This is a genomic window from Halalkalicoccus sp. CG83, assembly GCF_037081715.1.
GTDB classification, from domain to species: Archaea; Halobacteriota; Halobacteria; order Halobacteriales; family Halalkalicoccaceae; genus Halalkalicoccus; species Halalkalicoccus ordinarius.
In genome coordinates, this window is the sequence record NZ_JAZDDH010000003.1 from 186,740 (window position 1) to 199,110 (window position 12,371).

12 protein-coding genes and 2 pseudogenes are annotated in these 12,371 nt (G+C 57.6%); 10 read left to right on the forward strand and 4 right to left on the reverse strand.

Translation table 11 applies throughout. The annotated features are described in order from the left end of the window. The first annotated feature begins 103 nt into the window (after positions 1–103). Both V0Z78_RS18015 and V0Z78_RS18020 read left to right on the forward strand, forming a co-directional pair. Positions 104–1,225: an alpha/beta fold hydrolase gene (locus V0Z78_RS18015; protein ID WP_336346064.1), complete on the forward strand. Its 1,122-nt coding sequence runs from the start codon at positions 104–106 to the stop codon at positions 1,223–1,225. Between the two features lie 98 nt (positions 1,226–1,323). Further along, positions 1,324–1,671 carry a DUF6788 family protein gene (locus V0Z78_RS18020; RefSeq protein WP_336346065.1) on the forward strand — a complete coding sequence of 116 codons (348 nt, stop codon included), beginning with the start codon at positions 1,324–1,326 and terminating at the stop codon, positions 1,669–1,671. 402 nt (positions 1,672–2,073) lie between these two features. Here V0Z78_RS18020 and V0Z78_RS18025 read toward each other — a convergent pair. After that, a pseudogene (locus V0Z78_RS18025) lies at positions 2,074–2,288 on the reverse strand (phosphotransferase); the annotation flags it as partial. 48 nt (positions 2,289–2,336) lie between these two features. Here V0Z78_RS18025 and V0Z78_RS18030 point away from each other — a divergent pair. The 3 genes from V0Z78_RS18030 (at position 2,337) to V0Z78_RS18040 (ending at position 4,742) form a co-directional block, all read left to right on the forward strand. Further along, positions 2,337–2,651 (forward strand): hypothetical protein, encoded by a 315-nt coding sequence (locus V0Z78_RS18030; RefSeq protein WP_336346066.1) that lies wholly within the window; start codon positions 2,337–2,339, stop codon positions 2,649–2,651. Beyond that, positions 2,648–4,162, forward strand: coding sequence for a sodium:solute symporter family protein (locus tag V0Z78_RS18035; RefSeq protein ID WP_336346067.1), 1,515 nt, complete (start codon positions 2,648–2,650; stop codon positions 4,160–4,162). Before V0Z78_RS18030 ends, V0Z78_RS18035 begins: the two co-directional genes overlap by 4 nt. 82 nt (positions 4,163–4,244) lie before the next feature. Next, positions 4,245–4,742: a hypothetical protein gene (locus tag V0Z78_RS18040; protein WP_336346068.1), complete on the forward strand. Its 498-nt coding sequence runs from the start codon at positions 4,245–4,247 to the stop codon at positions 4,740–4,742. A 19-nt stretch (positions 4,743–4,761) separates the two neighbouring features. On the opposite strand, the gene V0Z78_RS18045 is transcribed toward V0Z78_RS18040, so the two are convergent. Further along, a complete protein-coding gene (locus tag V0Z78_RS18045; protein WP_336346069.1) occupies positions 4,762–5,715 on the reverse strand; it encodes an alpha/beta hydrolase in 954 nt (317 codons plus the stop codon). Positions 5,716–6,295: 580 nt separating this feature from the next. After that, positions 6,296–6,505 (reverse strand): hypothetical protein, encoded by a 210-nt coding sequence (locus V0Z78_RS18050; RefSeq protein WP_336346070.1) that lies wholly within the window; start codon positions 6,503–6,505, stop codon positions 6,296–6,298. A 122-nt stretch (positions 6,506–6,627) separates the two neighbouring features. On the opposite strand from V0Z78_RS18050, the gene V0Z78_RS18055 reads away from it, so the two are divergent. Both V0Z78_RS18055 and V0Z78_RS18060 read left to right on the forward strand, forming a co-directional pair. Continuing rightward, a complete protein-coding gene (locus tag V0Z78_RS18055; protein WP_336346071.1) occupies positions 6,628–6,954 on the forward strand; it encodes a DUF5789 family protein in 327 nt (108 codons plus the stop codon). A 563-nt stretch (positions 6,955–7,517) separates the two neighbouring features. After that, positions 7,518–8,693, forward strand: coding sequence for an MFS transporter (locus V0Z78_RS18060; protein WP_336346072.1), 1,176 nt, complete (start codon positions 7,518–7,520; stop codon positions 8,691–8,693). An 88-nt stretch (positions 8,694–8,781) separates the two neighbouring features. Here the strand turns inward: V0Z78_RS18060 and rocF are convergent, their stop codons facing one another. After that, positions 8,782–9,732 carry an arginase gene (gene rocF, locus V0Z78_RS18065; RefSeq protein ID WP_336346073.1) on the reverse strand — a complete coding sequence of 317 codons (951 nt, stop codon included), beginning with the start codon at positions 9,730–9,732 and terminating at the stop codon, positions 8,782–8,784. Positions 9,733–9,984: 252 nt separating this feature from the next. Between rocF and V0Z78_RS19130 the strand changes: the two are divergent. The 3 genes and pseudogenes from V0Z78_RS19130 to V0Z78_RS18075 form a co-directional block, all read left to right on the forward strand. Further along, positions 9,985–10,083: pseudogene (locus V0Z78_RS19130) on the forward strand (CBS domain-containing protein); the annotation flags it as partial. Positions 10,084–10,236: 153 nt separating this feature from the next. Next, positions 10,237–10,494 (forward strand): MarR family transcriptional regulator, encoded by a 258-nt coding sequence (locus V0Z78_RS18070; RefSeq protein ID WP_336346074.1) that lies wholly within the window; start codon positions 10,237–10,239, stop codon positions 10,492–10,494. A 1,213-nt stretch (positions 10,495–11,707) separates the two neighbouring features. Next, a complete protein-coding gene (locus V0Z78_RS18075) occupies positions 11,708–12,148 on the forward strand; it encodes a DUF6653 family protein (protein ID WP_336346075.1) in 441 nt (146 codons plus the stop codon). The last annotated feature ends 223 nt before the right edge of the window (positions 12,149–12,371 follow it).

The following is a 12,371-nucleotide window of genomic DNA, read 5'->3' on the forward strand; positions in this document are numbered from 1 at the left end:
CGACGACACTGATCCCCAAAACGAGCGAGTACACGATGCCAGCTAGGAGGACCATCAGAGTTGCCCAAAACATAATGGTAGATAAGGATAATAATTAGCTATCATGTCCAATGACGACGCTAGAGACCACGAACCCGCAGACGCCCCGTCCCCAGGTGCAAGCCAGACAATCAGCGGTATTGGTAGCGACTATTACACCGAGGAGATCCACGGTCCGCTTGAGTACTTCACCATCGATGCGTTCGAGCTGGCGGAGGGCGAGACGATCCGGGAGTTGGAGATCGCGTACGCGACTTTCGGTGAACTGAACGACGCGAAGGACAACGCCATCCTCTTTCCGCACATGTACTCGGGGACAAGCAAGGATATGGAGATGTATGTGGGCGAGGGGCTGGCGCTTGACCCTTCGGAGTACTTCATCATTCTGCCGAACCAGATCGGCAACGGACTCTCCACCTCGCCGCATAACGTCGGCGGGCCGATGGGACAGGGTGACTTTCCGGACATCCGCATCAGCGACGATATCCGGGCTCAGCATCGACTCGTCACCGAGAAATTCCGTATCGAGGAACTTCAGCTCGTACTCGGCTGGTCGATGGGCGCCCAGCAGACCTACGAATGGGCCGTTCGCTACCCGGAGATGGTCAGACGGGCCGCACCTATCGGCGGCACGGCGAGGAACCCGGTTCTCAGTGGTCTCCTCGTCGACGCGTTGATCATGGCCCTCGAGACCGATCCCAACTGGGACGACGGTTACTACGAGAACCAGCGCGACCTGCGGCGGGGGCTTAGACACCATGCCCGAATCTGGGCGCTAATGGGGACAAGCGCAGAGCTGTGGCGCGAGGAGAGCTGGCGCGATGCGGGATTTTCGTCGTTGGATGACTTCCTGTTTAACCTGTGGGACAACTGGTTTCTCCCGATGGATCCTAACGACCTCCGGTGTATGGCGTGGAAATGGAAGCACGCCGACGTGGGGCGGATCACCGACGGCGACCTCGCGGCTGCACTCGACCGTATCGAGGCGAAAACGTACGTAATGCCGTTCGAGAAGGACTATGTGTTCCCAGTCGCGGATTGCCAGCGGGAGGCCGAGATGATCTCCGATAGCGAGTTCCATCCCATTCCTTCGCCGTGGGGCCACTTCGGGATGTTTGGGTTCGACCCCTCGGACTTCGAGTTCATCGACGAACGACTTGGCGAACTGCTCGCGGAACCGGTCTGATGTTCCTCTCGTCGGCTGTCTCGGCTATGGGACGGTACGTTTCGTGATCGAGAAGCGTTGAGACGGATTTCACACCAGATGAGACGCGGATTGAGACCATGACCACACCATCCGAACCCGTCGCGCCCGACTCGCTTCCAAAATATCTCGCCGACGGCCTGTCGAAGCAGGACCGCGAGATCCTCGAGGACGTCCGCGAGTACGTCGAGGCGCTGCTCAATTATCACGCCCTGCTTGACGAGCAACCGATCGACGAAAGCTATCTCCCCGAGGATGCCGAGCTCGTCGAGGAGACCCCGAAAGGCTCGATCATGAACGAGTTCAGGACCTGCGGCGACGAGAGCTGTCACTGCATGAGTGGCGGCGAGAAACACGGTCCCTACCGATACCGGGTATACCGCGAGGAGGGCGAGGTCAAAAAGGAATATCTCGGAAAAGCCGAGTAACGCGCAGAAATGCAATCTATATCCTCTATTGTCGTCCCGCGACGAAATCGACCGAATCATTGATTCATTGATTCGGTCGATGAGTGCTATCATACGACGTTCAAATGCAACAAGCGGTATCTCCACCAGTACGACAATCTCTGGCCGATCTGCGCGATCTCTATCAGACGCCGGGCTTCGCGGAGACGGTGCGGATGGACCATATCAAAGACGGCGGCTACTACCAGGGAGAGATCACACCGATCGGGCCTGGCCTCGATTACGAACGACCCTACGACCGTGATCAACTCCCGAGTCCCGACAGAACCACGGCCCGAACGTCGTAGGCCCGACTCCAGTCTTATTTCGAACGCGTATCGATTGGCGACTATCGATCCGGACTCCTCGATCGGTTGAGCGCGATACCCGGACATTGGTATCTTGGAATGCGTCGATGACGCGGTACTCTCGGAAGCCGTTGTGCGCGGACTCGGCCACTTCGCCTGGTGGTGGTCGCCGTATGACTAGCTCGCGATCACCCCACGTCACGAACAACGTCTCGTTGGAGTACCCTCCTGATGGTGCTCGATCGTGTACTCGTTCGCCGTCTCTAACTGGTTTTCGAGGTACGCTGTCAGGGACTTCTACCCATGGTTTATTTATATTCACGTGTGTGTTTCTGACACATGGTCTCGGAGAAGACGTCGACACTCGAAAACGAGGAAGGCGATAAGCTCGAGACGTCGACGCAATCCCTCTCGTACGACGACGTTGATATCAACCTAACGGCAGGGTACAAACCGACGATCGTCGTCAGCCTGATCGTCGTGGGGACGCTGGTCGTGTTCGGCGGCGTCATTCCCGGGTTCGAGGGGGACGCCGCCGGGATCACGACGATGACTTACACCGTCGTCGTCTGGGGGATCATCGTCGGCAGCCTCGGGTTCGTCTACGAGTACTGGCTCCGCCTGAACCAGCGCGCCTCAGAGGGTGAGACATGATACCGCTACCCCTCCAAAACGGCGTCACCCCGGAGGTAGAGAGCGGCCTGACGGCGATCGCGGTCATCATCGCGTACTTCGCCGTCGTCGTCGGCATCGGCGTGTACTACTACAAGCGTTCGCGTTCATCAACGAGCGACTTCTGGATCGCGGGCGGGCAGATAAAGACGTACGTCCAGGTCTTCACCTTCTACGCGGTGTTGGCGAGCGCAGGCTCGTTCTTCGGCATCGGTGGGTTCGCGTACTCGTTTGGCGCGAGCTTCGCGATGCTGCTGACCGTCGCCGTCGCCGCTGGCGGCCTGTTCACCATGATCTTCCTGGCCGGGCCGATCCGGCGAGCAGGCGTCTACACGGTTCCGGCCTACCTGCAGATGCGCTATCAGAGCAAGCGGGTGCGCCTCGTGGGCGCGATCATCTTCGCGGTCGCCGCCTGGGCCTACACCATCCCGCAGCTGACCGCGGGTGGGATAACCATGGGCTTCGTGCTCCCGCAGCTCGGCTATCAGCTCGGCGTCGCCGTCGCCGCGGTCGGCTTCGCGTTATACGTCGCGCTGGGCGGAATGTGGGCGGTCACCTGGACTGACTTCATCCAGGGGATCATGATGGTGGCTCTCTCGCTGATCCCCCTTCCGGTCATCCTGCTGGAGTTCGGCGGCGTCGGCGGCACCCTCTCGGCGGCCATCGCGTCCGACTCCGGCTTCGCCGGCTCGACCGAATCGTGGGTGACCCACCTCGGGATATCCCTGGTCTGGATCCTCGGTGTGTTGTCGCTGCCGCAGTTCGGCCAGCGGATCCTCTCCAGCGAGAGCGACAAGGCCGCGCGCCGCGGGTTCATGTGGATGGTCCCGCTGTACATCCTCACGTTCGGCCTGTCGTCGTTCATCGTCGCCGGCGGGGCGATGGCGGTAGAGCCGAACCTCGCCAACCCCGACTTCTTCTACTACCTCGTACTGGACGAGTTCTTCGGTCCGCTCGTCCAGGGGCTCGGCGCGGCCGCCCTGCTCGCCGCGATCATGTCGACTACCGACGCACTCCTGATCGCGCTGAGCGCCAGCCTCAGCCACGACATTCCGGAAACGATGGGCTGGGGACTCAGCAACCGCCAGGAGCTGCTCGTCGGACAGGCCGTCATCTGGGGCGGTGCGCTGACGACAGCGCTCGTCGCCCTCGATCCGCCGGGGCTGATCGCGACGATGACCACGCTCGTTACCGGCGGGCTCGCCAGCGGGCTGTTCCCGGCTATTGCCGTCGGCACGTGGTGGAAGCGTGCCAACGAGTGGGGCGCCATCTCGGCGATGATCGTCGGCTTCATCGCCTACGGCGTGCTTCTGTTCGGCGAATTCCTGGGGCCGCTGTTCGCCGAGGCGCTGATCGCCGTCCCGATCGGCCTGCTCACGTTCTTCGGCGTCTCCCTAGCGACACGTCGACCGACCGGCGACGAGCTGATCGGGTTCCAGACGTTCCACAGTGACTCCATCTCGCCTGAATCCGGCGTTCCCGGTGACGATTGATCGAACACGGGAACGTCGTGAGCCGCCGTCAGGTCATCACCGCTAACAGAGAATTAATGTCCAGCACCTCCGTATCGTTGGTATGCTCTGGAAGGCCATCGAACTGCTCGTCGGATCGGAATGGCGGGCGTTCTGTGGCCTCGGACCGGACCGATTCTTGGCGCTGGCGATCGGCGTGCTCGACGAACTTGGATACCAGCACACCGTCGAGGAGATATCGACTACGGAGGGTGAACGGACGATGCTCGGCGCTGATGAGACGGGCGATCGGATCATCGTCTCCGATCCCGCCTCCTTTCAGATCGAGGTCATTCGAGCGAGAATCAATCCGATCACCAGCGTGGCGCTCTCGTTCGTTCTCACGGAGGAACGTCGCGAGGAGCTGACCGACGACCTCTCAGTAGTAACGTTACGAGAGATCGACGATACGACCCGGGACGCCATGGCCGCGTTCATGAACCGGGTAATCGCCGAGAGCGACCGACCACCGTGGAACGTGAGCCATCACATCGGCTTCCAGCTGGCGGTCTTGCTCCGATACAAAATCAAGATACTGTGGGGCTACTGGCGTCGCCTCTGAACCGAGCTGGTTCGGATGGTCAGTGTCGTTCCTGAAACCATCGGACGGCATCGTAGAGGGCGTGTCGACGGCGTTCGAGATGGAGGAGGTGTGTTCCACCGCTGATTTCGACGTAGGTCGTCTCGTCTCTGGGAACGGAGAGTGCGTCGTACAGCGAGAGGGCGTCTGAACGGGTCGACGTAGGATCGAGCGAGCCACGGATCACGAGCGTCGGAACGTCGATCGCCGACGGATCGTAGCCGGGGTCGCCGTTCGCGGCGTCGAGTAGGTCAAGCAGCGTTCCGTTGGGAGCGTCGAGCGTCTGGTCGTCCTCGTTACCCTGTCCGGAGTCGGCGAGCGTCTGCCAGAACGCGTCGAACACTGGATCGGATGCTTCGTTGCCACCCCGATAAGCCGCCGCCGGCTCGTCGTCGGGAAACTGGCTGTCCCACCGGTTGCGTACCTCGGCGCGACTCACCGTCCGATAGGCCCGGGGCGGGTCGCCAAGGTCGAATCCCTCGAGCAGCTCTGCTGTTGGCCTGTAGACCGGCGCATGAAGGGTCGCGGACGCGATTTCCGGCGAGTCATCTGCCGCCAATAGTCGCCCTGCAACCATCGTTCCCCACGACGTCCCGACGAGATGAACGTCGCAGTTGGTCCGCTTTGAGACGGCGTTGACCGCGTCACGGAGGTCCCCGGCGGCGGTCGCAGCCCTGACCACCGGTTCTGTCGCCGTCGGTGGTCCGTCCATCTCCGGCGGCCGTTCGCTGTCGCCGTAGCCGCGGAGATCGAGCGCGAATCCGGCGTCGCCGGCGTCGGCGACCGCGGCAAGCCACGAGTGCTCCGGCGCGCCGCGTGGAGCGAAGATCGCACGGCTCGCGTACGTGGCCCCGTGGACGAACAGTACCGCCCGTTCCGGATCAGCTGCTGAGCGTTCCCAGAGTCGGAGTCGCGTGCCGTCCGCCGCCTCGATATCGTGTGCCTTGACGGTCATGCGTTCGCCATTCGATCCCTCAATGCTAACCCTTTCGGCGGTCCCGTTATACGGGTCAACGTCCTCTAACCGATCGCAGACAGTATGTTCGATCTCTACGCGTGAGGATGTGTGTTAAGTATTTTACAGTCATTATCGGAGAGGCGGTGCGAGAGGCAAATCAGCGGCGCCTACCAGTCGTGAGTCGATCACTGGCGAAACCAGGAGCTCATCCACTCTTCGCTTCCCATTGGAGCGCGCACCATGATGTTGATAAGCAAGGGCATGCAACAGTTGCCTGGGGTGGCCGCGACTGGCTCATTGCCCCTTCACCCTGCCGCGGCCCCTCCCCCCTCTCGTTGCTGAATCTGGTACTGTCGTGGCTTCAACGGGACCTCTTCGGTAGCCACAAAATCCGCAATAGAGTACACGCCGCGGATGCACGATTACTGCGTTGCGAGTTCAGCACTCACGAACGCCGTATTAGGGAGGATCGTACTAGCAGACCGACGCTGAGGTCGGTCTAATCGATCCACCATTCCGGTGGATGGACTCAAAGAGAGCGCACAGTTCGTTCTGGCGTTCGGCGTCCGCGAGGACGTTATCCCCCAAATAGTTCTAAAAGTAATTCTTCCGAATTGTCGTCTCCTTCAATCCGTTCTCGGACTTTTTCCAGCTCTTTTCGGGTGAGAAACCACGTCAGTGCATGCTGCGAAAACGCTTCGAATACCGCATCTACTGCCGTGCGTTCTACTGGACTGCACGCTTCGATAATGGGGTCTCGCAGGATGATCTCCTGTGCACGTGGCATTCGAACGGCAGCGGTAATCACCCGGCGTAGATCCGTATTTGCTCTCCAACTGTTCTTTCGCACGAAAAATTAGTGGAGACACAAACGCTATCCATCTGGATAATAATTAATGACAAAGGCAGATGAGTGACACACCCACTGATCGTACGCGAGAGATCGGCATTGACTTCGGTTCGCTCGCCCAGCAACTCGAAGAACACGAGTATCCAGCCACGAACGACGAACTCGTTGAACAGTACGGCGAGTCCGTTCTGATATTCCAGAACGGCGAACAGACGCTCCGCGAGGTCTTCGAAGCGATGGCAACCGAATCGTTCAACTCACCGAGGGACGCTCGTCAGGCTATCTTTAATGGCGTGAACGAGCAGGCGATCGGGCGGAAAGGCTACAGTGATCGGGACCCGCCAGCACTCGGCGAAGAATCGGAACAGCCAGGCGAATCGTTCTAAACTGGCTTGGGAGGAGCGTCCCCATAAGTCAAGTTTGGTCACTTAGAGACGTCCCAGCGATCTCTTGGACTGGGGGTAGAGTAGAAGTGATCATCCCATTCAAGATGGGCTGCGTGCTCACCATCTCTTAAGGAGCGCTTGGCCCTCCTCGGTCAGCGTATAGACCGTTACCGGAATCCCGTTCTCATACTTGCTAACGTACTGAGTTCTGACTGGCATGATGAGAGTCCTCGACAGATACCACGACCAGCGAGGCAGCCGACTAGACATCCGCACAGACTACAGAGACGCCCTTGGAACGGATCTGTGGGATTTCTGAGTAAATCACCAACTGGAAATTGACAGTTAACTAGGAACGGACTCGCTTCATTGCTCGCGACGTTCGCGATTATGCCGAGAAGGCACCTGCTGGATTCCTCATCGATAGCCAGACGAGCACGAAGTTCCCCATCCGTCTCCTGCCATAAACAGCGGGAGAGGACAGCATACTAGCGGTATTCATCTCTGACTGGAGATGAGGAGAATCAGAACCGTGTTGCCGATTGCCCCGTGAGTGTGGTTGAATGACGAAGTCATCGGAGGCCCGTGCGACACTATGGGTTATCCTCGCTTCGGCGACGCTGACGGTGATGGCTGGGGCCATTCTTGGACCGATCGTACCAGCAATTAAATCGAGTCTGGGCGTTTCGGAATCACTTGCTGGCCTCATCATTACGACCCATGGCGCACTTATCGTTCTCGTCAGTCCGATCGCGGGTACACTCATTGACCGCGTTGGTCCGCGACGCCCCTTCATTGGTGGCCTCTTGCTGTATGCCGCCGGTGGCGGGGCCGGACTGATTATCGACTCATTCATCCCGCTGCTCGTTTCACGAGCCGTCTTGGGTGTCGGCGTAGCGTTCGTCTATAGCGGCATTACGGTGCTCATCTACGACCTTTACGAGGGCCAGCGAATGAATCGTGCGCTCGGATTGCGAAGTAGCGCCAACAGCGTCGGCGGCGTAGTCTGGCCCCTGATCGGGGGTGCGCTGGGAACGATCTCCTGGCAAGCCCCCTTCGGTGTCTATCTAATTGCACTCCCGTTAGGTCTCCTCGCAGTCGTGACCATTCCCGAAACGGGACGAAGCAGAGACACCACTAGGGTACGGTCGGATGCAGGAATCACCGGCGTCATTGCTATCCTTCGACGACGGCCAGCACTCGTGTCGGTCTACGTGCTGTACTTTGCGGCGAACGCGTTCCTCTACAGCATCGTCGTCTTCTACCCGCAACTCCTCGCAGGACTCGGGATCACCTCATCGCTGTCGATCAGCCTCTATCTCTCCGCCAACGGGGTCGCCGGTGGTATCTCTGCCGCGATCTACGATCGCCTTGTAGCCCGGACGAGCAGGCATGTGCTCGTCGCGATAGCTCTCCTTCTGTGGGTCGGCGCTTTCATCGGCGCAACTCTCGCAAACTCGGCGCTAACGGCAGTTCCAACAGTTGTCGCGTTCGGTCTGGGACAGGGCTTAGTGTTCCCGTCTTCTTTTGCCTGGATTGAGGCCCTCGCACCCACGGATCGACAGGGCCAGTTTAGTTCGTATCTCGCATCATCGGGCTATACGGGTCAGTTCCTCTCTCCAGTGCTGTTCGGTCTAGTCGTCCCGCTGTTCGGTATTCGTGGGGTGTTCGGCGTGGCAGCGCTGATGGTCATACTTGGTGCACTCATACTCGGAGCCGCACTGGGTAGACAGGCGTAAGAACGTAGTACCACGGTACGTCTTCGTCGATCGTCTTCGGCTGGTCCTCCGGGGCTCATTCACTACGGAGATGACGTGGTAACTAGTCCTACAGAACACGTTTTCCTAAGGCGCTTGCAGCCAACTCTCCAGTGAGAGCAGCGGTCTTGTTCCGTTCATCGAGAACAGGATTGACCTCGACGAATTCGAGCGATCGAAGAATTGGATCCTGTTCGTGATATCTTGCAATCGATTCCAAGGCATAATGTGCCTCCCGATAGCTCACCCCGCCGGGCACAGGGGTCCCAACGCCAGGTGCTTCGACTGGGTCTAACCAATCGAGGTCGAAGCTCACATGCAACTGCTCGGTGTTCTCGGTGACGATCTCCATAGCTTCGGAGACAACGGCTGCGATCCCGCGTTCGTCGATATCACTCATCGTATAGGCCGTGATATCGCTATCGCGAATGACGGCTTTCTCTGCATCGTCGACGCTTCGAAGACCGACGATAGCGATGTTCTCCGCTCGAACGTTCGGTGCGTGTGCCCACTCGAACTCGGATTCTTGAAAAGCGCCGACACCTAGTACAGCAGCTAATGGCATTCCATGTACGTTTCCGCTTGGTGTCGTCTCCGGTGTGTTTAAATCCGCATGAGCATCGAACCAGAGCACCCCAACGTCCGCCGTTTCAGCGGTTCCGTTGAGACTCCCAATCGCAATCGAATGATCGCCCCCGAGGACCATTGGAAACCTCCCATTGGCAAGTGCTGTACTCACTGCAGTCGAGACGTTTTCACAGACATCCTTAACCTCAGGCACATACTTCGCCTGGCGCATACTCGCTGTCCCTGCTGTTCCTGCCGTTGGGTTACGCGTCTCTGGTGTTGGGACCGGAACGTCGCCCTGGTCATGACAGGTATAACCGAGACTTTCTAATTTGCTCTTGAAGTTCGCTGTATCCGTTATATCCCCATAGCGGATGGCTGACGGCCCCATATCAACACCGCGTCGATCGGCGCCCAAATCCATGGGCACGCCAATAATCTGGAGTTGAGACATTCGTCTATCCGAGGATCGATCCAGTGCTTAAATGTTGTTACATTCGTCGATTTGTAGTCGTTCAGCAATCCATATGTGCGGATGCTCAAACGAAACCTCTATCTCCTATTCGTGATAATAGGTCACGTACTAAGGGACGTTGTAGATGCAGCTCAATCCGATGATCTCGTTCGTCGGTGACGGTACTTCGCCGTACGGAATACGGATACTCTGTCACAGTCTGCTGTCTTTCCGCACGCTTAGACGGATCGGGGAGTTGTGACACTTGACGATCTCATCGCAACGATCGATGAACAGCTTGACAACGTTGCTGATACAATCGAGGTCCAATCTCCGGATTACAGTCCGTGACGAGTCGGCGTCGCTAAATTCTCCTTCTCAGTTGCTTTGCCAGCGGTTCTCGATCGGTGTGAATATAGTCACCAATAAGTAGCAGATTCACTTGCAAACACTATGTACCTCCGCAAATCACGGCTACAACGAGCTTTGCGTGAACGATAAAAAATGGCTACGTACTCTACAGAGGAGATTCTGGAATTGTCACCAAGTGCTAAACTCGTCTTCTATGTGCTCAACCATCACGGCTCGCTCACCCAACAAGAACTCCAGTCCGAGTCGCTATTAACCTCTCGAACGGTGCGATATGCACTGACACGATTAGCCGAGAATGGGTTAGTTGACAGCCGATCCTCGCTTAAAGATGCACGACAGCAGATTCATTCGCTCTCCGAACGTGGCGAAGCCATCGCTCAACGATTATAATCGGATTGTCTCCACAGGGGCCGCTGTCGAATGGGGGAATCCACAAACACTCAGTCTCTCGTTTGCGATGTTCTGAGCAACCCGGACATACCGCCCTGTAGTCGAAACGCGCTCCGACACTCGACCACCACTAGCGAGGCTGTACTACCGAGTTGTGCAGGTACTAGAATGAGTATGGTTTTATGCTCGCTGCAATAACAGACGGTGTTCATTGATAGAGCGTAGTATCGACGAAACGGCTGCCAGAGAATGGCAGGAGCAGATCTCTCAGACCGCCCGGACGACCAGTAGCACCGGGTGTCCGGATCAGCTTCTCGTTCTCCAGCAGAGTAGACTGCACTGGGAGGACGGTCAAGGGCCGAATCCACAGGCGGCTCGGATTTTGTCACCTAGTGCGCTAACCGTTATCATCGCGGTCTCGATTCTGAGTCTTGTTTCCGTAGATCTGTTGCCAACACTCTCGCACACATGGCGTTCATTCATGGTGATCGGTAGTTTGTTGATGATTTCGGCCGTCTTAGCGCACATCAAGCGCTGATAAGAGTAACATACAGTCAGCGTACGCCATCCGATCGTAGGCAAGACTTAGAGTGGAGTCAATTTTCCAGCGGTTGCATGTTCCGGTCTACACGCTGCTGAAGTGATACTGGTGGCCATTCGAATACCGGGCGGACTTTCAAGGTCGGTGGGATTAAGCTCGAAAGCTGGATCGTACAATCGGTTCCGGTCTTGAAACGGCTGCTAGGGCCGGTACAGGGCCTAAGGACAACTGATGATGAGTTTTATCGAATCTACCGACTAGCTCATCGAGAGGTTTCTCGTTAGTCGTGGATGGGTGTCACTTGGAAATACTCACGCGGAAGGAATCACTGGAAGGCCGAACTGATTCGATACTCCATTTTTGACACTCGCGACTTGCTGAGTACGTGCCCTGTAGTCAGCACGCCGATTCCGAGAAATGCGAAATTTGATGATTAGGGACCATAGGGGGCGTTCGTTCGCTCGAAGTAGACTACTTTGTCACCAGTTATAGCGAGTTTCCGTGTTTACCAGAGAATAGGCATCTGGGTGAGAGAGTTCGGAGATTCAGCTACTGTGTTCTCTTCGGCTGTTACAACTGGCGTGCTGAATACAAGGCGCATATTCAGCAGATAGCCAGCCGAGGTTTCTGACTCCAGGCAAGATTATTTGATCCACCGGGGAACCACTGAGTATGGTCGCCGGTATTCCTAAGCAGTTCGAAGACCAATTCTGGGCCCGTCACTCGAATCCAAAGAGCGGCTGGATGCGCGTCCCGTCGGGCGCCGTCATCGTCTACGCTATCTATCACCGCAATTGGCGACTCCTCGGTGCCGCGCTCATATGGACGGCAATCAATCCGTTCCTGTTCTCGCCACCCGAAACTGAAGACGCTTGGATGACTCGCGTCGTCCTCGCCGAGCGGTGGTGGGTCAAGGAGAAGACGAACCGGACGGTCGGACTCGGCTACCCAAACGTCTGTAACGCCGTCGCCGCGCTTGGGTTCGTCTACGCACTATACGCCGCTTGGCGACATTCACCGAAAGGAGCGATACTTGGCGTCGTGACCAGTATCGCCCTGAAACTCTGGTGGGCCCGGGTGTTGGTCAAACGCTACGACCAACGAACTGGGTGATAGTACTCCCACTGTTCGGTTCTGACTACGTCCTCTGTATTCAGCAGGCCGAGTTCAATAGATTCGTTATCTGATGATTAGAGAACACGGGGACTTTCACTCGTTCCAGGTAGACCACCTTGTCACCAGGTATAGCGAGTTACCGTGTTTACAATATATTCGGAATTTCGACTTGAGCGTTCCTTCCAGTTGTTAGAACTGGCGTGCTGAATACAGAGCGTAT